Origin of the sequence: Rhodococcus sp. USK13, from assembly GCF_018343855.1 — a bacterium.
Lineage (GTDB): Bacteria > Actinomycetota > Actinomycetes > Mycobacteriales > Mycobacteriaceae > Rhodococcus_F > Rhodococcus_F oxybenzonivorans.
On sequence record NZ_CP069242.1, the window covers coordinates 410146 to 428680 of the forward strand.

Genomic DNA, 18535 nt, shown 5'->3' on the forward strand with positions numbered 1-18535 from the left:
GAAATCCCCATCATCGTGTAGGAGATACCCATTCCGCCGGCGTACCAACCTTGTACCGAACTGCAGCAAGCTAGGGCATCACCCGCGCCCGGGCCAGTGGGCGCGCGGATCGAATCCCGCCGCCTTCTCGGCCTTCTCGTAGGTGCGCAGCGCATCGACCGCATGCTGATCCAACCGGGACGGCACGGCGACCTCCACGGTCACCAGCAGATCTCCGGGTGGTCCGCTGCGGCGTGGTACGCCACGCTCGCGCAATCGGAACGTGCGACCGGTCGGAGTACCAGCCGGAATCTTCACGCTGACACGACCGTCGAGAGTGGGAACCGAGATCGTTGTGCCCAAAGCTAATTCGCTGAATGTCGCCGGTACCGTCACCGTCAGGTCGTCACCGGCGCGGGCGAACACAGGGTCGGGATCCACCTTCACATTCACGTACAGATCGCCCGACGGCGCGCCCCGCAGACCCGGCTCACCCTGTGCGGGAAGCCGGATTCGTTGCCCGTCACTCACCCCGGCGGGGATGCGCACCGAGATGGTGCGGGTGCGGTTCGCGACCCCGGCTCCGTGACAGTCCGAGCACGGAGAATCGACCACCGAGCCGGTGCCACGGCACTCGTCGCAGGCGTCACTGAACCCGAACCCGCCTTGGTTCCGGTTGAGCACGCCGGAACCACCGCAGTAGGGACACCGACGCGGATGAGTTCCTGGACGAGAACCGCTGCCATGACAGGTGGTACACACCGTCGGTCCACTGATGCGCAAGGGTACGACCGCACCGTTGACCGCATCCCGGAAGGATAGATGCGTCTCTGTCTCGATATCGCTACCCCGCCGTGGGCGCGTCCGGGTGGTCTGTCGGCGACTCCGGAACAGATCACCGAACACGTCACTCATCGAGCCGGCATCGGCAGTCGTGAAGTGCGATCCGTTCCCGAAAAGATCGCCGAGGTCGAAATCGCTCATACGCGAGGTGCCGGTCGGGCCTGGGCGGAAGCCCGTGTTACCGAACATTCCTGCTTTGTACAGCCGCCGCGTCTCGTCGTACTCCTTACGTTTGGCAGGGTCCGACAGCACGGCGTGCGCCTCACTGACCGACTTGAACCGTTCCTCGGCGCGGGAGTCGTTCGGATTGGCGTCCGGATGCAGTTCGCGGGCCAACTTCCGGTACGCCTTCTTGATCTCGTCCGCCGACGCACCAGAGGGGACGCCCAAATCGGCATAGAAGTCCCGCTCCAACCATTCCTGCTGCGTCACCGGGCATCCTCCTTTCACAGTGCCTACGATCGGTGAGCGTCCACCACGGTGACCATCGCCGTCCGTAACACTTTGCGGTCACCGAATTTGTAGCCGCGACGCAGCACACTTCCCACGACGAGCTCGTGCCCGTCGCCCTCGTGCTGAACTGCCTCGTGCAGAGTCGGATCGAACGGATCGCCCTCCTCGCCGAATGCGGCCACCCCCAGGTCCGCAAGCGTTGCCCGGATCTTGGACGAGATAGCGCGCAGTGGTCCGTGCTCGGAGTCGCCGTGGCTGCGTGCCCGGTCGAGGTCGTCGAGGATCCCGAGGAACTTCTCCGCTACGGAAGCCTTCGTGATCTCGGCGGTGACCTGCCGATCGCGTTCGACCCGCCGCCGGTAGTTCGCGAACTCGGCCTGCAGTCGTTGCAGATCGGCGGTCAGCTCCGCCACTCGCTCCTCGTCGGCCGCGCCCGTCTTCCCACCGTCGGCCGCGCCCGTCCTCCCACCGGCGGCGGACTGGCTCCGGCCGCCGGCGACCGGGGGTTGCGAGGGCGTGTGCTCTCGAACCTGCCCGGTCTCCGGATCGACCCGGCGTTTATCGGTAATCGAAATCGGTTCTCCCGGTGGTTCTTTCCCATTGGTGCGCTCAGTGCTCATCGCGCATCCTCCCTCCCGGGTTCGTCCACCACCTCCGCGTCGAACACCTGCTCGGATCCATCGGACCCCGTGGTCCCGTCGCCGCCGGGCGCGCCGCCCTGCTGCGCCTGGGTGTCGTACAGTGCCTGACCCAAGGACTGGGACTCCGTGGCCAGCTTCTCGACCGCGGACTTGACCGCACCGATGTCGGTGCCGGCCAGAGCATCCTGCACTTCCTTGATCGCCGACCGCACCTTGCCCTTGACGTCATCGGGAACCTTGTCCTCGTTGTCCTTGATGAACTTCTCGGTCTGGTACACCAGCGACTCGGCCTGATTCCGCGTTTCGGCCTCCTCGCGCCGTCGGGAGTCTTCGGCAGCGTGCGCCTCCGCATCCTTGATCATCCGGTCGATCTCTTCCTTGGACAGACCGGAGCCCTCCTGGATCCTGATCGTGTTCTCCTTGCCGGTGCCCTTGTCCTTCGCGGTCACGTGCACGATGCCGTTGGCATCGATGTCGAAGGTGACCTCGATCTGCGGCACCCCGCGCGGAGCCGGCGGAATACCCGCCAACTCGAACGAGCCGAGCAGCTTGTTGTGCGAGGCGATCTCGCGCTCGCCCTGGAACACCTGAATCTGCACCGACGGCTGGTTGTCGTCGGCCGTGGTGAAGGTCTCGGACCGCTTGGTCGGGATGGTGGTGTTGCGCTCGATGAGCTTGGTCATCACGCCACCCTTGGTCTCGATACCGAGGGACAGCGGCGTGACGTCGAGAAGCAGCACGTCCTTGACCTCACCCTTGAGGACACCGGCCTGCAGGGCAGCGCCCACCGCGACGACCTCGTCCGGATTCACACCCTTGTTCGGTTCCTTACCGCCGGTGAGCTCCCGGACCAGGTCGGAGACGGCGGGCATGCGGGTGGAACCACCGACCAGCACGACGTGGTCGATGTCCTTGACCGCAATACCGCTGTCCCTGATCACCGATTGGAACGGGGCGCGGGTGCGGTCGAGCAGATCGGAGGTGATCTTCTGGAACTCGCTGCGCGAGAGCTGCTCGTCGAGGAACAACGGGTTCTTGTCCGCGTCGACGGTGATGTAGGGCAGGTTGATCGAGGTGCTCTGCGAGGAGCTCAGCTCGATCTTCGCCTTCTCCGCCGCCTCACGCAGGCGCTGCAGCGCCATCTTGTCCTTGGTCAGGTCGATGCCGTTCTGCGCCTTGAACTTGTCGACCAGCCAGTCGACGATGCGCTGGTCCCAGTCGTCACCACCGAGGTGGTTGTCACCGGAGGTGGCGCGGACCTCGACGACGCCGTCGCCGATGTCGAGCAGTGAGACGTCGAAGGTGCCGCCACCGAGGTCGAACACCAGGATGGTCTGTTCCTTGTCGCCCTTGTCGAGGCCGTAGGCGAGTGCCGCGGCGGTGGGCTCGTTGATGATGCGCAGCACGTTCAGGCCGGCGATCTGACCGGCTTCCTTCGTGGCCTGACGCTGGGCGTCGTTGAAGTAGGCGGGAACGGTGATCACGGCGTCCGTGATGTCCTCGCCCAGATACGATTCGGCGTCACGCTTGAGCTTCATCAGAACCCGGGCACTGATTTCTTGCGCTGTGTACTTCTTGCCGTCGATCTCCACCGTCCACGGCGTGCCGATCTCGCGTTTGACCGACCGCACCGTCCGGCTGACGTTGGTGACCGCCTGGTTCTTGGCGGGCTGGCCGACCAGCACCTCACCGTTCTTGGCGAATGCGACCACGGAGGGCGTGGTCCGGGACCCTTCCGAATTGGCAACCACCACCGGGTCGCCACCCTCGAGCACTGACACGACCGAGTTCGTTGTACCGAGGTCGATACCGACCGCGCGTGCCATTTTTTTCCTCCTCAGTTATGGAAAGACTGCGTGTTTCAGAGTTGAGCCTGTTGGACTCAATTTTCCGACTCCCGAGCTGGTCAGTCAAGGTTTCCAGCCCTCCCGAGTCAGCCCGAGGTGATCTCTATCCGTCGGGCCCGCGCAGACTCGGCCTTCCCGATTTCGACGTGCAGCACCCCGTCCTCGAGCGAAGCGGCGACCTTGTCGCCGTCGACCTCACGCGGCAGGGTCGCCCGGTAGCGGAACTGGCCGGTGCGTCGGGTCTGATGGCGGATCAGACCGACACGCTTGCGTTCGGTGATCTCACCCTCAATCGACAGCTCGTTACCGCTCAGGTTCACGTCGATGTTCTCGCGGGGAACGCCGGGCACCTCGGCTTCGACCACGTAGGAGTCGGCAGTTTCCTCCACGGTCACGGCCGGGGTCCATGAGTCCCAGATGCGGAAGGGGCCCGACTGTGCCACATCGGCATGTCGGCGAATTGGCGATGCCATCGTCCTCGACCTCCTCGTCCACGAGTCAATGCGAAGCGTGTGCAAAGTTGAGCGCATCACACTCAGGTTTTATTCCCCTCCGGCCCGGAAACTCGCTCGACGTACGCCTTCATTTCCATTCGACCGACCACCGAAGGGGGCACATGCTGCTTCGTCCGGGCTCCGCCTATCCGCTGGGTGCGACGTACGACGGGTCGGGCACGAACTTCGCCCTGTTCAGTGAAGTCGCCGAACGGGTGGAGTTGTGCCTGTTCGACACCGCCTGCACCGAAACGAGGATCGAACTCGTCGAGTTGGACGGCTTCATCTGGCATGCCTTCCTCCCGGGCATCGAACCCGGCCAGCGCTACGGGTACCGCGTGCACGGGCCCTTCGATCCGGCCGCGGGAGCCCGGTGCAACCCGAACAAGCTTCTGCTCGACCCCTACGCCAAGGCGATCGACGGGCGGTTCGACTGGAATCAGTCACTGTTCGGCTACGACTTCGGCTTCCCCGACAGCCGGAACGACGAGGACTCCGCGGCGCACATGCCGAAATCTGTGGTGATCAACCCCTTCTTCGATTGGGGCACCGATCGCCCTCCACGGCATGCCTACGCGGACACCGTCCTCTACGAGGCCCACGTCAAAGGGCTCACAGCGCTGCATCCGGCCGTACCGGAGGAAATGAGAGGCAGCTACGCGGCCCTCGGACACCCGGCCGTCCTAGGACATCTCCGCAACCTCGGGGTGACCGCACTCGAGCTGATGCCGGTCCACCACTTCGCCGACGACGCGCTTCTGCAGGAGCGCGGACTATCCAACTACTGGGGCTACAACACCATTGGCTTCTTCGCGCCCGACGCCAAGTACGCGATGAGCAGATCACCGGCAGGCCAAAGGTCCAGGAATTCAAGGCGATGGTCCGGGCCGTCCACCAGGCGGGGATCGAGGTCATCCTCGACGTCGTCTACAACCACACCGCCGAAGGCAACCACCTCGGTCCGACCCTCGGCTTCCGCGGGGTCGACAACGCCGCCTACTACCGTCTCGTAGACGACGACCGGCGGTACTACATGGATTACACCGGAACCGGAAACACCCTCAACGTGCGTCACCCGCACGCGCTGCAACTCCTGATGGACTCACTCCGATATTGGGTACTGGAAATGCACGTCGACGGCTTCCGCTTCGATCTCGCCGCCTCACTCGCGCGCGAGTTCTACGAGGTCGATCGGCTGGCGAGTTTCTTCGAGCTCGTGCAGCAAGACCCGGTAATCAGCCAGGTGAAGCTGATCGCCGAACCGTGGGACCTCGGTCCCGGCGGGTACCAGGTGGGCAACTTCCCACCCCAGTGGACCGAATGGAACGGCCGCTACCGCGACACCGTCCGCGACTTCTGGCGGGGCGAGCCCGGGACGCTCGGTGAGTTCGCGTCCCGCATTACCGGCTCCGCCGACCTGTACGAGCACACCCGTCGACGGCCGGTCGCCTCGATCAACTTCGTCACCGCCCACGACGGATTCACGCTCCGCGACCTGGTCAGCTACAACCACAAACACAATGACGCCATCGGCGAGAACAACAACGACGGTGAGAGCCACAACCGCTCCTGGAACTGTGGCGCGGAGGGCCCGACAACCGACCCGGAGATACTCGCGCTCCGCGCGCAGCAGAGCCGGAACTTCCTCGCCACCCTCCTGCTGTCGTAGGGTGTGCCCATGCTCAGCCACGGTGATGAACTGGGCCGCAACCAAAAGGCAACAACAACGCCTACTGCCAGGACAACGCCATCACCTGGGTCGACTGGGCCGCAACCGACGAGGACCTCCTCGCGTTCACCCGGCGGCTCGCGCAGCTACGCACCCAGCACCCAGTGTTCCGCCGGAGACGGTTCTTCGAAGGCCGCCCCGTGCAACGACGGCGCGACCACCTCCCCGACATCGCCTGGCCGCGCCCGGACGGAAGCGAGATGACCGAGCAGGACTGGCTCTCGTCGACTTCGGTCGTGCCGTAGGAATCTTCCTCAACGGCAACGCCATTCCCGACCCCGACGACTACGGGTTACCCGTCACCGACGACTCGTTCCTGCTGTACCTCAGCGCTCATCACGACAGCATCACCTTTCCACTGCCGTCGATCTAGTACGGAAAGTCCTGGAGGCTCGTCGTCGACACCCGACTGCCCGAGGCCGAACAGCCGAAGGCGATATTCCTCGCCGGAGCCGACATCGAGGTCGGCCCACGCGCAGTGTTACTGCTCAGGCGAACCGACTGAACCGGGCCCGCACTGTCGGTCCTACCTCGCCAACCGGAAACCTCCGACCTGATTGCCATTGAGGTACGTGGTGCCGGTGTAGGAGCCGTCCCCGTTGGCCACCATCGTGTCAGTGAGGAATCCGAGACCCGAGGGGCCGTAATCGATGACGGTTCTGCCCGCCGCATCTTCGTAGTAGTTGCCGCTCAGTCCACTGAGACCGAACACGAAATTGTTGGTGACCGTGCCGTTCCGGAAGGTCTTGCCCTTCCAGATCAGTCCGCCTCCGGGCGCGTCGGTGGTTCCCTGATAGGTCCCGTCGGGGACAGGTTCCGCGGCAGCGGTACCCGCTCCGACGAGGATGATGCCAGCCGACAGTGCGGCCGCGGCGATGCCTGCTGCGAATTCGCGCATAATTTCTCCTGAGCGTGTAGGGACCCGACTCGACGGACCGCTTACCCACCTTCGGCGCCCCACACACAGGTTCATCCGCACCCCCCACGAGGCTCCTCGGGAGGAAATGTCACACGAGCGGCGATAATGTCTTCCGCAAGCACGGTGATCCTGCGCTCCTCGGCGAAGGCCATCGCCCGCAGCCGGGAGATCGCATCAGCCGGCGAGATACGTAACTGGCTCGCCATCATGCCCGCCGCGACATGCACATTGCCGTGGGGGAACAACGCCGGATCCGTCCAGACCGACGGGTAGCGAGTGGGGTCGAGCTCCTCGAGCACGGTCGGACCGAGCATCGCGGCGCAGCCCTCGGCGGCGCGGTACTGGGCACCGTCGAGCGTCCGGGGCTTGTCGCTGTACAGCTCGAGGACACCGACTCGTCCCCCGTTCCACAGTCCGAGCGGAAAGGCGTAGATGCCGCGGACCCCGAGCGCGACCAGCTCCGGCGCGAACGCCGGCCACCGCGCCGATACGGCGGGATCGGCCATATCGGCATGAAGCTCGGGCCTGTGGGAGCGGTACGCGGCGAGGCACGGCCCCTCGCCCAGGGTGAACTGCAATTCGTCGAGGCGCTCGGCGGTCGAGTTGGTGGCGTACACCAGGTCACGAGTGGTGTCACCAGCGAACACGGCGATTGCCGACCCATCCACGCCTACCGCGTCCAGGCACCCCTCGCACAATGCACGGGTGCGGCCGAGCAACATCAGCGCAGGATCGTCGTTGCGGTGAGCTGGATCCTCTCCGTGCGTCATTTCTCCAGCGTGCCCCGGCACACTGTCGGGCAAACGCCCTACCTCCCATCAGGCCGACTCGTCGTACGCGACGGGTTGGTCCCCGATAATCGGATCGACGACGTCCGACATCGGTATCGGGAGAGGCGGTGCGATCGACTTGTAGCGGTGCCCGGTCGGGGTGAGGAAGTCGTACGCGTGTACCTCCCCCTGCCGCCGCTTCGCTGTGGCCGCGTGCCAGCCGACAGCCTGCTTCGCATAATTGCATGCCGCACACAATCCTGCCCCGTTCTCGAGCGACGTCGGCCCGCCCTTGTGCCACGACCTGATGTGGTCGTGGTGCCGGATCGGCGCATCACACCAGGGCGTGCGGCACGTGCGGTCGCGCAGGTCGATCATGCGCGCCAGCCCCATTGGGAACTTCCGCGCCTGCGACTCCACCGCGGTGAGCGCCCCCGACTCCGGGCACGCGTACACCCTCCGCAGCAACATCATTGGCTCGGCAGACGGAGCTGCGCCCGTGGTCTCGCGACCTCCAGCTGCATCACGACTCCCGGTCTCGCGACCTCCGGCTGCCTCGCCACCTCCGGCTGCCTCGCCACCTACACCCTTGCCGACCCATTCCCGAGCCAGTGCGGCGGGCACGGGGCCGTACCCCTGCAGGTGCGCCGGCTCGGACCCGCCGGCGAGCAGGGTGTGGTCGGACATCACCAGATTCACCGTGACCGCACATCCCGAAGCGGCACCGGCGCCGGTGACCCGTTCGAAGAGCAGGTCCGCCATGATCTGACCTCGACCCCGCCCGTCCCCGGCTGCGATGAGAGCGGCTGCGTCCCGCGACAACGTCGTCTGCACCGCGACACCCTGCTTTACCGGCAACAAGGCGCTCACATACGCCATCGTGTCCGGTGCCGGACGGCAGGAGACCCGCCGATCGGATTGGGCCTGCCGGGCGCGGCGCACCACCGCTGCCGCGTCCACCTCTGCAGCCCATGCTCGGGCCTTGGCCGCGACCGCACGGTCCCCGAGACCGTCCAAAGTGGCCGGATCTTCACACAATTGGCGGTCCAGGGCTGTCCGGTCTTCCCGGGACAGGCAGGCCGTCTCCTTGACGAGCAACGTCGCTCGCCATTCACTGAGCAGTCCGCGTTCGAGCAACCGCAGAGTGAAGGGCATTTCGTGTACCAACGCCGTCGCCATGCCCAGGTGCCGGTTCCCTCGCCAAGGTGAGTCCCGTCGCGCGAGTCCCACCTGCGCCGCGATTCCCCGCCCGCGCTGCGACACAGGGACTTTCGCCGACCCGGCTGCTTCCTGTTGCGAGGAAGCGAAATCCGCGGTTACCCGAGCCTGAGCCCCCGCACAGGCCGCTTTCAATTCTTCCAACGCCCGCAGTAGATCGACCCGCACACCATCATCACAGTGGCGCTCGACGACGCGCAAGCGGTCCACCACCGCGCGCACGTCAGCGACACCGACCGTCCCGGCGTCGCGTGCATCAATTGAATTCCCACCCGCCATCGAACCCCCCAATTCGAACGTATGTTCTACCTTAGCCCTCCCATCGATCCCACCGCAAGCCCTGTCGACTTTGCGGCATGATTTGCCGGCTGTTAGCCTTGCGGCCGCGGTTGAGCATGCAGCCCCGGGACGGAGCCCGCTCCCTTCCCACGCCGGCCAGCTCACTCAGGAGATTAATGACCGCCACCATGCCCAATTCCGCTTCAGCACCCCAGAGTCGGCGATAACGAATGGGAGCATTACGTAAGGGACGCTTCGCAGCGATCGTGTCCGGCGGGTTGCTCGCCGCCACGATCCTGGGCGCCGGGATAGCCGACGGACAACTACCTATGAACGTTGCGCTGTCGGGTCAGAGGTTCGTCGGGACGATGTCGGCGGTGGAGGGCGAAAGCATCACCGTCTTTCCTCGCCAGGTCGAGACGAAGGCAGGGCAGGTGCCCACGGTCGCGATCCTGATCGAGTCCGCTCGACTGACCGACGTGTGCCTCTCGACGGTCGCACACGGCCTGCCCCTGGTCGGGGACGTCACGATGTTCCTGCGGGTCCCGGGTGACGGCACGACCGCCCGCGATCTCGTCGCCGATGCGTCCGTCGTCGGTGGTTCGATCGGAATCTCGAACGTCGCGATGGGCGCTGATGTCTCTGCTACCGGGGACGTACAGGGTGTGGTCACGTCGGGGATGGTGGCGGCTGAATTGTCGATGACGGGTGCCCGCCTGGAAGGAGTGTCCCTCACCGCGACCTCACTGTCGTTGCGCGACTTCACCATCAGCTCGGAGATGGGTGCGAAGAGTTGCTGACACCTGAACCACCCCTCACCCGAAGGGAACGCTTCCGGCATTGGCGCGGCATGCGCCCGTTCGGGGGCGCGGTCCTGCTCACTGTCTCCGCTGTGTTCCTCCTGCTTCCCGCCTACTCCACCGTCGAGGTCGGTGATCTTCTGATTTCGATCAGCACCATCTCGGGAGTGTCCACGCTGTTCCTCGGCGCCTCCATGCTGTTGTGTGCAGGCTCGGTGCTGGTACGGCCGAAGACGCGGGTCGCGGCAGGTGGAGGCGCGATGCTCCTCGCTCTCGTCGCGCTTCCGGCCGCCAATTTCGGCGGCTTCGGCGTCGGAACGCTCATGGGTGTTTTGGGTGCCGGTGCCACCCTCGCCTGGACTGATCCTTCCGGCGCGCCACCGGCTGAGACGACCGCACCACAAAGACCACCGACTACTCTCACCGCAGACTGACCGGCACGATCAGACGGGCGCACCATGGACAACCACGCGGTCGCGGGTTCCGCCGACCCCCACGAGCTGGCCCAGCGTGTGCTCGGACTTCGGGTGCCGGGGCAGCGCCTGATCGTCGGGGTGACGGGACCGCCCGGCACGGGGAAGTCGACGTTGGTCACCGAGGTAGCGGCGGCCCTGCCGAGGCGGGTTCGGACGGTGGTGGTCCCGATGGACGGTTTCCACCTCAGCAACACCGTGCTGCGCGCGCTGGGGTCGGCGGATCGCAAAGGTGCCGTCGACACCTTCGACGACGCCGGGTTCGCCGTTCTGCTGGAGCGGCTGCGCAGCCGCGACGAGGACGTCGTCTACGCGCCCGACTTCGACCACGCCTTCGGCGATCCGGTGGCTGCCTCGATCGCAGTGCCGCGCGCCGTCGACGTGGTGTTCACCGAAGGCAACTATCTGCTCGCTGCTTCAAGTGCCTGGCCGCGCGCGCGTTCGGTGATGGACGAGGTCTGGTATCTCGACACCCCACGCGAGCTCAGGCTGGCGCGTCTGATCGATCGGCACCGCGCGGCCGGTAAATCGGGTCCCGCGGCCCACGCCTGGGCTCACGGCACCGACGAGATCAACGCGTCGATGGTGGCCGAAACGCGCGGACGCGCGGACCTGATCATCGACAACGGGTGACGGAGATGCTCAGAGCTCGGTCGTGTCCGACGGCGACCAGTACGCCCGCATGCTGGTGATGGCTCCGCGGTCGTCGAAAGTCATGACGTCGATGGGTTCGATGGCGTAAGCGTTACCGTCGATTTCTGTGACGACCCGGAAATGGAAAGCCGCATTGTTGCCGCTCACCCGGACCGTCAGCAGTTCAGTCTTGCAGTCGACGCCGTCGAGGGCGCCGTAGAAGGCTTCGATCGCTTCGCGCCCCACCCGGACCTCGCCGCCCACCGGGTCTTCGAGGGTGGCGTCCTCCGCATACAGTGCGGCGATGGTGCTGGACGGGCCCGAGGACACGGCGTCGAGGTAGTTGGTGACGGCGGTCCGGATAACGTCGGCGGTGAGCAGTTCCTGATGTGTCATCAGTTGTTTCCGTTTCTCGGTTGCGGCGCCGGTGCGGTGATCAGTTTGTGCCGCAACGTTTCGATGGTTCCTCGGCTCAGTCCCAGTCCTTCGGTGAGGTAGCGGTCGACTGTGCCGTACTTCTCGGCGAGCCGGCCGAGCCCAGCCTCGAGATAACTGCGGTCGACCCCCAGCAGAGGCTTATAGATCTGCGCGACGGTTTCGCCTCGAGAAGCCACGATCTGGTCGTACGTCACTTTCATCGACGCGGCCGTGTACTCGTTGGTCAGCAGGTAGTCGTCGAAGATGGTGCCCTCGGGCACTCCCGCGATGGACAGCAGCAGCGCGGACGCCCAACCGGTGCGGTCCTTGCCCGCCGTGCAGTGGAACAGTTGGGGCCCGGCCGTACGGGCCATTTCAGTGAGCAACTGGGCGAATCCCGCTCGGGTGGCCGCGTCGTCGACGAAGCTGCGGTTCATATTCTGCATGAACGCCACCGCATCGGCGGGTGACTTCAATTGCGCCACTGCGGCGCCCAGATCACCCGAGAGAATGGGGATGCCGAGGTAGCGCGGTCCGGCGGGGAGCCTGTCCGGCTTCGCGGCGACCTCTTCGACCGTGCGGACGTCGTACACGGCGGTCAGGCCCAGGCCGGTGAGCACGGCGAGATCCTGGTCGTTGGGCACGAGCGCGTTAGAGCGGTAGAACACACCCCTCGTGACGTGGTCGCCCTCCCCGGTGGCGTACCCCTGCCCGGTTCCGCCGACGTCCCGGAAGTTGTCGACCGACGCCAGACGCGGTGTTTCGACGACGGGTCGTGCATTACCCAGGGAACCGAAATCGGGGAGGCTGATTCCCGGTGGCGAGAGCGGCTGCGCTGACACGGCCGCGGGACCACTCAGGCCGGTGAACAGGACGCCACCGGTGATCAGCACAGCGGCGGTGGATTTTGCACTTCGAGACATGAACAGCCTTTCGTCGGAATGTCGCGAGATCCGCTTCCGTCCGGCTTGCGCGGAACGTCAGCGGGTAATCCACATCACAGTGCCCCGGCGTTTCCCGTGGCTACGAGTTATTCCGATGACCGGGAGAACCCGTTCCCCGGGCGGAGACACCCGCAGCAGACTCGGGCCGTCGGCACCGGCGTGCCGACGAACGGAATTTGTCACGAGACGAGGATGTGAGTTGAGATGACCGAGATCCCACAGCAGGTAGCGGGGAAGGTCGTGATCGTCTCCGGAGCGTCGCGCGGGCTCGGTGCCGCGTTCGCCGCCCGGATCATCGACGAGGGCGGGAGCGTGGTCGTGGCGGACGTCCTCGATGACGAGGGACGCGCCACCGCCGAAAAGCTGGGGGCACGCGCCCGATACGCCCATCTCGACGTCACCGACCGCCAGCAGTGGCAGGACGCGGTCGACCTGACGGTCAGCGAGTTCGGCCGGGTCGACGGCCTCGTCAACAACGCAGGTATTTCGGCCGGGCAGTACATCGAACACGAGACGGCCGAGAACTTCCGCCGCGTCCTCGACATCAATCTCACCGGTGTCTTCAACGGCATCCAGGCCGTGATTGCACCGATGCGGGCGGCCGGGGGCGGATCCATCGTCAACATCTCCTCCGCAGCGGGCCTTATGGGCTTGGCCCTCACGGCCGGATACGGCGCCTCCAAATGGGGCGTCCGCGGACTGACCAAGATCGCGGCGGTCGAACTGGGCACCGACAAGATCCGAGTCAACTCGGTTCACCCCGGCATGACGTACACACCGATGACCGCCGACCTCGGGATCCAGCAGGGCGACGGCAACTATCCCAATACCCCGATGGCGCGAGTGGGCGTACCCGAGGAGATCGCCGGCGCCGTCAGCTTCCTCCTGTCCGACGCTGCCGCCTACGTCACCGGCGCAGAACTGGCGGTCGACGGCGGCTGGACCGCGGGACCGACAGTCAAATATGTGATGGGCCAATAACTTCTATCAATCAGCACCATCCGACCACATCGAGGAGTATCGACATGAATCGTTTCACAGAGCGCCGGGTGCTGGTGACGGGCGCCGCCTCCGGAATCGGGCAGGCCACAGTCCTCCGCCTGCTCGAGGAAGGCGGCACCGTCGTGGCCGCCGACGTCTCCGACGACGGCCTGAAGCACACATGGGCGCTGGCCGAGGCGAAGGGCACCGCCGGGCGTCTCGACACCACAACCATCGATATCGGTGACGAGACGTCGGTGATCGACGGCGTACGTGAGAGCATCGGCAAGCTCGGCGGGCTGGACGTACTCGTGAACGCGGCAGGAATTCTCCGTGCCTCGCACACCCACGACACCTCCCTCGACCTGTGGAACCAGGTGATCGGCATCAACCTCACCGGAACGTTCCTCGTGGTCCGCGAATGCCTGCCCGCGCTGCTGCGGTGCGAGCGCAGTGTGGTCGTGAACTTCAGCTCCACCTCCGCCGCTTTCGCCCATCCCTACATGGCGGCGTATGCGGCGAGCAAGGGCGGAATCCAGTCGTTCACCCATGCGTTGTCGCTCGAATACGGCAAGCAGGGCCTGCGCGCGGTCAGCGTCGCCCCCGGAAGCATCAAAACCGGGATCACCGACGCCACAGCAGGTTATGTGCCCGCAGATGCCGATTGGGCTCTGTTTTCCAAGCTCTCCCCCATCCTGCCCACCACCCTCGAATCCGGCGGCGCCGCGATGGGGGGACCCGAACAGGTTGCCGGGGTCGTCGCCATGCTCGCCTCCGACGACGGCGCCTTCATCACCGGCACGGAGATCCGCATCGACGGCGGCACGCACGCCTGAGCACCGACCTTTCGGCGCGGGCAGCTCAGTTATCGACTGACGCTTCCCGCGTCGACCGGCAGGGCCACGGAGGTGATGTACCGCGCCTCGTCCGAGGCCAGGAACAGAGCGGCGTTGGCGACGTCGACGGGTTCGATCCACGGGATCGGCAGCATGTTCATCGTCCCTGCGGCCGCGGCGAACTCCTCACGAGTGGGGTGCTCGAGGTCGGGCCGGAACGCCCGCCGCACCATGTCGTTCTGGATCATGTCCGTATCGACGTTGGTGGGGTGCACGCTGTTGACCCGAACCCGGTGCGGCGCGAGCTCCTTGGCCAGCGAGCGCATCAATCCCACGACACCGTGCTTTGCGGCGGTGTAGTGCGCAACTCCGACCAGGCCCCGCAGACCCGCAATGGAACTGGTGAGAATCATCGCACCACCGCCGCGCTCGATCAGATGCGGCGCCGCAGCCTTGCAGGTCTGCCAGACGCCGGTCAGGTTGACGTCCAGCATGGTCTGCCAGGTTTCGGTGGTGAGGTCCAGCGCGGCACCCGAGGACGTGATACCCGCTGTGGCGCAGACGAAGTCCAGTCCGCCCAGCTCAGCGGTGGCCGCCGCGACGGTCTCGGTGAGTGCCGCTCCGTCGCGCACGTCCACCCTTGCGGTCACGATTCGGCGGCCGGTGTCCCGGACCAGCTTTGCGGTCACCTCGAGGTCCTCGGGACTCGCCGGGGGTGTCACCACCGTGTCGACCGGTCCGCACAGGTCGACGGCGATGACGTCGGCGCCCTCCTGGGCGAACCGCAGTGCCTGCGCCCGCCCGATTCCCCGGGCGGCCCCAGTCACCAGAACGACGGTGTCTTCTACACGACCTGTCATCACGACACTTTCTGGGTGAGTCCGGCATCGACCACGAGTTGGGTGCCGGTGATGTATCGGGATTCGTCCGACGCGAGGAACAGCAGCGCATTGCTGACGTCGCGTGAGTCCAGCCACGGCACCGGAAGCAGGTGGTTGCGGGTCAGCACTGGAATCACGTCGTCCTCGGTGGGTTTCTCGAGGTCGGGCCGAAGCCGGGACATCGTCGCCGGGTTCAATGTCATGCGGGTGCCGACCGCGCCGGGGTGCAGCACGTTCACGCGGATGAACCGGGGGCCGAGTTCGTTGGCGAGGGTCCGCGCCAGCCCGACCACGGCGGTCTTGGACGCCGAGTAGTGTGCGGCGCCGGCGACGGCCTTGATACCCGCCGTGGAACTGACCACGACGACGGAACCGCCGCCCTCGGGAATCGCCGGGACCGCGGCCTTGACGGTGTTCCATACTCCGGTGAGGTTGACGTCGAGCGACCGATTCCAGACGTCGTCCGGGATGGTCCACGCCGGTCCCGGATTGTCGGCGATGCCGGCGTTCGCGACCACCACATGGATGGCACCCAGCTCGGCGACACCTGCGTCGACCGCCTCCTGCAGGGCCGCTGGGTCCCGCACGTCGGCGTGTGCGACCACCACGCGTCGCCCGAGTTCGCCGACCAGTCGGGCAGTCTCCGCCAGACTCGCGGCCGCCTCGTCTCCGGGAAGGTCGACGGCGATGATGTCGGCGCCTTCCTCGGCGAGCCGGACCGCATGACTGCGTCCCATGCCGTTGCCGGCTCCGGTGATGAAGGCGGTCTTTCCTGCCATCCGCGCCATTCGTCCGCTCCCTCCTAGTCCAGGCGTCCGGGCGTCGGATAGCTGCGCAGCGACAGCCCTACCCGCCCGTCGTCCACGGCGTCGTCGATCGAGCCGCGCAGGGCCCCGCAAGTGGGGATGAACATCGAGTGTTCCCCTGCCGCAGCGAGTTGCGCGAACTCCGGGCAGGACCGTTCGGCGTCACCGAGCCATTGCACACTGGTGTGCGCATCGCTGTACTTCTCGACGAGTACCGAATTTCCGCAGCGACGGCATTCGACGGGCAGCATTCAGCTCACCGCCCCAGCGGCGTGGCGCGCCCCGATCCACCCGAACACCATTGCGGGCCCGATCGTCGCACCCGCGCCGGCATAGTCGTTGCCCATCACCGATGCCGACGTGTTGCCGGTGGCATAGAGTCCCGGAATCGGGTTGCCGCCCCAGTTCAGTACCTGGCTGTGCTCGTTGCACACCAGACCGCCCTTGGTTCCGAGGTCACCCGCCTCCATCCGCACCGCGTAGTACGGAGCCTTCTCCACCTCGTCCAGCGTCGGATTGGGCAGTCGTGGGTCTCCGTAGTAGCGGTCGTACGCGCTGTCGCCGCGTCCGAAGTCGGAATCGACTCCCGCGCGGGCGAACCCGTTGAACCTGTCGATCTCGGCCGCGAAGGCGCCGGCGGGAACACCCATCTTCTCCGCGAGCGCCGCGACGGAATCGGCCCGCAACATCAGCCCCGTCTCGAACCACTCGGTCGGGAACTTCTGGCCGGGCATCACACCGCCGAACTGGTAGCGGCTCTTGGCCTTCGAGTCGAAGACGAACCAGACCGGGTCGTGCCTTCCAGCGATCTGGTCGTGGACGAACGACACGTACGGCGACGCCTCGTTGGTGAAGCGTCGACCGTTCTGATCGACGATCAGCGACGGGGGAATCGAGCGCTCCGACACCAGGACGTGCATGATGCCGTCGGGACGCCGGAACGACGGCATCCACCATGCGTCGTCCATCAGGTCGAGTGCGGCACCCACCTGCTCACCGGCCATGATCCCGTCACCGGTGTTGTCGGGTGAGCCTGCGCTGTAGTTGTCCTTGCCGCCTTCACGCAGATACTTCTTCCGCAACTGCTCGTTCTGCTCGAAGCCTCCGGTCGCCAGCAGCACGCCGCGGCGTGCCCGGATTTTCAGCTCACGCTTCCCGGCGTCGACCACCGCACCGGTGACGGCACCGGTGGCGTCCGTGACGAGGGTTTTCAGCGGGGAGTTGAGCCAGAGCGGAACGCCCGCCTCCTTCAGCGCGAGCCGCAAACGGCCCACGAGCGCTTGCCCCAGTGTTTCCATTCGCCTGCGCCGCACCATGGCGACGACCGAGCGCCAACCGACACCGAGCGCGGTTCTGCGTCCGGCCCACGTCCGGAAGAACATGTTGAGGTGACGGAACTCCGTCGACGTCATGTACAGGCCACCGGGCATCGCCAACGCGTTGGGACGTTGCAACTCACGGTCGGAACCGAGCAGGTTCATATCGAACGGCAGCGGCTCGACGGTACGACCCTCTGCGCGCCCACCCACGTTCTCGGGGTGGTAGTCGGAATAGTCCTTGCACCAGGAGAACCGGAGATGAGAACTCGCCTGTTCCAGGAACCGCATCATCGCCGGGCCCTGTTCGATGTAGGCCTCGAGGCGTTCAGGCGGGACGCTGTCGCCGACGATCGAGTCCAGGTACCGCCGAACCTCGCCCGGATCATCGGTCATACCCTCGCGGAGCAGAACCGGCGAGTTGGGAATCCACAGGGCTCCGCCCGAGAGGGCCGTCGAACCGCCGTACACCGAGGCCTTTTCGACGACGAGGGTGTCGAGTCCCCGCCCGGCACCGGCGAGCGCGGCAGTCATGCCACCCGCGCCGCTGCCGATCACCAGAAGATCGACTTCCCGGTCCCATTCCTGCTCGTCTACGCTCATCGTGCACACCTTCCGAAGTGGTCTCGATCACACTCTGCCGGTGTCGATCCCGCTTTCCCACAACTCTTCCCGCGGAGCGGGAGACGCATCCGACTATCCGACGAAGAGTCCGAGTCCGCCGCGGTAGACCAGCAGCGGCGGTGCATCACGCAACGCGCGCAGGCCGGTAACACGCGCGACGACGATCGTGTGATCGCCCGCATCGTGTTCGACTTCGACGGTGGCCTCCACCTGGGCGAGAGCGCCGTCCAGCGCGGGTGCACCGTTGTCGGCATACGACCACCCGACGTCGGTGAACTTGTCTCCCCCGCTGGTCGCGAAGGTTCGGCACACGTCGCGCTGGTCGTGGGCGAGCACATTGATGCAGACGCGTTCACTCGCTCGCAGGTGAGGCCAGCTCGTCGACGTGCGGGCCGGGCAGAACGACACGTACGGCGGTTCGAGCGACAACGAGACGAACGACTGGCACGTGAAACCGTGCGGGCTCGTGCCGTCGTGGGCAGTGACGACGGTGACGCCGGTGCAGAAGTGCCCGAGCACGGACTTGAAATCGGACGGTGCGAAGCCGCGGACGACCGGTGGTGCCGGTTCCTCGGTTCGTGTCATCGTGCCTCCTACCAGTACGAGTCGACAGAGTTCGACGGGTTGCCTCCAGCCTGGAGGGCGCCGCCCT

General features: G+C 65.9%; 19 protein-coding genes and 1 pseudogene. 6 read left to right on the forward strand and 14 right to left on the reverse strand.

Features of this window, described 5'->3' with window-relative positions; translation table 11 throughout:
- Positions 1-78: 78 nt before the first annotated feature.
- From dnaJ to JQT59_RS04735, 4 genes are all read right to left on the reverse strand, one after another.
- Positions 79-1254, reverse strand: a complete 1176-nt coding sequence (gene dnaJ, locus JQT59_RS04720; RefSeq protein WP_213574940.1) for a molecular chaperone DnaJ — start codon at positions 1252-1254, stop codon at positions 79-81.
- Positions 1255-1277: 23 nt separating this feature from the next.
- On the reverse strand, positions 1278-1895 hold the full coding sequence (grpE, locus tag JQT59_RS04725) for a nucleotide exchange factor GrpE (RefSeq protein ID WP_213574942.1): 618 nt from the start codon (positions 1893-1895) through the stop codon (positions 1278-1280).
- Positions 1892-3742 (reverse strand): molecular chaperone DnaK, encoded by a 1851-nt coding sequence (dnaK, locus tag JQT59_RS04730; RefSeq protein ID WP_213574944.1) that lies wholly within the window; start codon positions 3740-3742, stop codon positions 1892-1894. The genes grpE and dnaK overlap by 4 nt, the downstream gene beginning before the upstream one ends.
- A gap of 107 nt (positions 3743-3849) precedes the next feature.
- On the reverse strand, positions 3850-4236 hold the full coding sequence (locus JQT59_RS04735; RefSeq protein WP_213574947.1) for an Hsp20/alpha crystallin family protein: 387 nt from the start codon (positions 4234-4236) through the stop codon (positions 3850-3852).
- Between the two features lie 143 nt (positions 4237-4379).
- Here JQT59_RS04735 and glgX point away from each other — a divergent pair.
- Positions 4380-6491 (forward strand): annotated as a pseudogene (glgX, locus tag JQT59_RS04740) (glycogen debranching protein GlgX).
- A 21-nt stretch (positions 6492-6512) separates the two neighbouring features.
- On the opposite strand, the gene JQT59_RS04745 reads toward glgX, so the two are convergent.
- The 3 genes from JQT59_RS04745 to JQT59_RS04755 all read right to left on the reverse strand — a co-directional run bounded on the left by JQT59_RS04745 (position 6513) and on the right by JQT59_RS04755 (position 9172).
- Positions 6513-6884, reverse strand: a complete 372-nt coding sequence (locus JQT59_RS04745; RefSeq protein ID WP_213574949.1) for a hypothetical protein — start codon at positions 6882-6884, stop codon at positions 6513-6515.
- Positions 6885-6955: 71 nt separating this feature from the next.
- A complete protein-coding gene (locus tag JQT59_RS04750; protein ID WP_213574951.1) occupies positions 6956-7675 on the reverse strand; it encodes a GAF and ANTAR domain-containing protein in 720 nt (239 codons plus the stop codon).
- Between the two features lie 48 nt (positions 7676-7723).
- Positions 7724-9172, reverse strand: coding sequence for an HNH endonuclease signature motif containing protein (locus tag JQT59_RS04755; protein WP_213574953.1), 1449 nt, complete (start codon positions 9170-9172; stop codon positions 7724-7726).
- Positions 9173-9402: 230 nt separating this feature from the next.
- Here JQT59_RS04755 and JQT59_RS04760 point away from each other — a divergent pair, with 230 nt between their 5' ends.
- Genes JQT59_RS04760 through JQT59_RS04770 form a run of 3 tightly spaced genes read left to right on the forward strand, consistent with a single transcriptional unit; the run spans position 9403 to position 11078 of the window.
- Positions 9403-9972: a DUF6230 family protein gene (locus JQT59_RS04760; RefSeq protein WP_213574954.1), complete on the forward strand. Its 570-nt coding sequence runs from the start codon at positions 9403-9405 to the stop codon at positions 9970-9972.
- Positions 9966-10406 (forward strand): DUF6114 domain-containing protein, encoded by a 441-nt coding sequence (locus JQT59_RS04765; protein WP_283254045.1) that lies wholly within the window; start codon positions 9966-9968, stop codon positions 10404-10406. The genes JQT59_RS04760 and JQT59_RS04765 overlap by 7 nt, the downstream gene beginning before the upstream one ends.
- Positions 10407-10430: 24 nt before the next feature.
- A complete protein-coding gene (locus JQT59_RS04770) occupies positions 10431-11078 on the forward strand; it encodes a nucleoside/nucleotide kinase family protein (RefSeq protein WP_213574958.1) in 648 nt (215 codons plus the stop codon).
- Positions 11079-11087: 9 nt separating this feature from the next.
- On the opposite strand, the gene JQT59_RS04775 is transcribed toward JQT59_RS04770, so the two are convergent.
- Both JQT59_RS04775 and JQT59_RS04780 read right to left on the reverse strand, forming a co-directional pair.
- Positions 11088-11474: a nuclear transport factor 2 family protein gene (locus JQT59_RS04775; protein WP_213574960.1), complete on the reverse strand. Its 387-nt coding sequence runs from the start codon at positions 11472-11474 to the stop codon at positions 11088-11090.
- Entirely contained in the window at positions 11474-12418 is a 945-nt protein-coding gene (locus JQT59_RS04780) for a tyrosine-protein phosphatase (protein ID WP_213574962.1), read from the reverse strand. Before JQT59_RS04780 ends, JQT59_RS04775 begins: the two co-directional genes overlap by 1 nt.
- A 225-nt stretch (positions 12419-12643) precedes the next feature.
- Here JQT59_RS04780 and JQT59_RS04785 point away from each other — a divergent pair, with 225 nt between their 5' ends.
- Both JQT59_RS04785 and JQT59_RS04790 read left to right on the forward strand, forming a co-directional pair.
- The gene (locus tag JQT59_RS04785; protein ID WP_213574964.1) at positions 12644-13420 is read left to right on the forward strand and encodes an SDR family oxidoreductase; all 777 of its coding nucleotides are present in this window, start codon (positions 12644-12646) and stop codon (positions 13418-13420) included.
- A gap of 44 nt (positions 13421-13464) precedes the next feature.
- Positions 13465-14256, forward strand: a complete 792-nt coding sequence (locus JQT59_RS04790) for an SDR family NAD(P)-dependent oxidoreductase (RefSeq protein WP_213574966.1) — start codon at positions 13465-13467, stop codon at positions 14254-14256.
- A gap of 29 nt (positions 14257-14285) precedes the next feature.
- Here the strand turns inward: JQT59_RS04790 and JQT59_RS04795 are convergent, their stop codons facing one another.
- From JQT59_RS04795 to JQT59_RS04815, 5 genes are all read right to left on the reverse strand, one after another.
- On the reverse strand, positions 14286-15116 hold the full coding sequence (locus JQT59_RS04795; protein WP_213574968.1) for a mycofactocin-coupled SDR family oxidoreductase: 831 nt from the start codon (positions 15114-15116) through the stop codon (positions 14286-14288).
- A complete protein-coding gene (locus JQT59_RS04800; RefSeq protein WP_213574970.1) occupies positions 15116-15925 on the reverse strand; it encodes a mycofactocin-coupled SDR family oxidoreductase in 810 nt (269 codons plus the stop codon). Before JQT59_RS04800 ends, JQT59_RS04795 begins: the two co-directional genes overlap by 1 nt.
- A gap of 14 nt (positions 15926-15939) precedes the next feature.
- Positions 15940-16194 carry a hypothetical protein gene (locus JQT59_RS04805; RefSeq protein WP_213574972.1) on the reverse strand — a complete coding sequence of 85 codons (255 nt, stop codon included), beginning with the start codon at positions 16192-16194 and terminating at the stop codon, positions 15940-15942.
- Positions 16195-17862 carry an FAD-binding protein gene (locus JQT59_RS04810; RefSeq protein ID WP_213574973.1) on the reverse strand — a complete coding sequence of 556 codons (1668 nt, stop codon included), beginning with the start codon at positions 17860-17862 and terminating at the stop codon, positions 16195-16197. It lies immediately after the preceding gene.
- A 93-nt stretch (positions 17863-17955) separates the two neighbouring features.
- Positions 17956-18468 carry a flavin reductase family protein gene (locus tag JQT59_RS04815; RefSeq protein ID WP_213574974.1) on the reverse strand — a complete coding sequence of 171 codons (513 nt, stop codon included), beginning with the start codon at positions 18466-18468 and terminating at the stop codon, positions 17956-17958.
- Positions 18469-18535: the final 67 nt, after the last annotated feature.

Bases quoted from the DNA above. Each gene is read 5' to 3' on its own strand.
- JQT59_RS04795 (WP_213574968.1), bottom strand. From the start codon at position 15,116: ATGACAGGTCGTGTAGAAGACACCGTCGTTCTGGTGACTGGGGCCGCC.
- JQT59_RS04775 (WP_213574960.1), bottom strand. From the start codon at position 11,474: ATGACACATCAGGAACTGCTCACCGCCGACGTTATCCGGACCGCCGTC.
- JQT59_RS04745 (WP_213574949.1), bottom strand. From the start codon at position 6,884: ATGCGCGAATTCGCAGCAGGCATCGCCGCGGCCGCACTGTCGGCTGGC.
- dnaK (WP_213574944.1), bottom strand. From the start codon at position 3,742: ATGGCACGCGCGGTCGGTATCGACCTCGGTACAACGAACTCGGTCGTG.
- JQT59_RS04760 (WP_213574954.1), top strand. From the start codon at position 9,403: ATGGGAGCATTACGTAAGGGACGCTTCGCAGCGATCGTGTCCGGCGGG.
- JQT59_RS04780 (WP_213574962.1), bottom strand. From the start codon at position 12,418: ATGTCTCGAAGTGCAAAATCCACCGCCGCTGTGCTGATCACCGGTGGC.
- JQT59_RS04790 (WP_213574966.1), top strand. From the start codon at position 13,465: ATGAATCGTTTCACAGAGCGCCGGGTGCTGGTGACGGGCGCCGCCTCC.
- grpE (WP_213574942.1), bottom strand. From the start codon at position 1,895: ATGAGCACTGAGCGCACCAATGGGAAAGAACCACCGGGAGAACCGATT.
- JQT59_RS04805 (WP_213574972.1), bottom strand. From the start codon at position 16,194: ATGCTGCCCGTCGAATGCCGTCGCTGCGGAAATTCGGTACTCGTCGAG.
- JQT59_RS04770 (WP_213574958.1), top strand. From the start codon at position 10,431: ATGGACAACCACGCGGTCGCGGGTTCCGCCGACCCCCACGAGCTGGCC.
- JQT59_RS04750 (WP_213574951.1), bottom strand. From the start codon at position 7,675: ATGACGCACGGAGAGGATCCAGCTCACCGCAACGACGATCCTGCGCTG.
- JQT59_RS04815 (WP_213574974.1), bottom strand. From the start codon at position 18,468: ATGACACGAACCGAGGAACCGGCACCACCGGTCGTCCGCGGCTTCGCA.
- JQT59_RS04800 (WP_213574970.1), bottom strand. From the start codon at position 15,925: ATGGCGCGGATGGCAGGAAAGACCGCCTTCATCACCGGAGCCGGCAAC.
- JQT59_RS04735 (WP_213574947.1), bottom strand. From the start codon at position 4,236: ATGGCATCGCCAATTCGCCGACATGCCGATGTGGCACAGTCGGGCCCC.
- JQT59_RS04785 (WP_213574964.1), top strand. From the start codon at position 12,644: ATGACCGAGATCCCACAGCAGGTAGCGGGGAAGGTCGTGATCGTCTCC.
- JQT59_RS04755 (WP_213574953.1), bottom strand. From the start codon at position 9,172: ATGGCGGGTGGGAATTCAATTGATGCACGCGACGCCGGGACGGTCGGT.
- JQT59_RS04810 (WP_213574973.1), bottom strand. From the start codon at position 17,862: ATGAGCGTAGACGAGCAGGAATGGGACCGGGAAGTCGATCTTCTGGTG.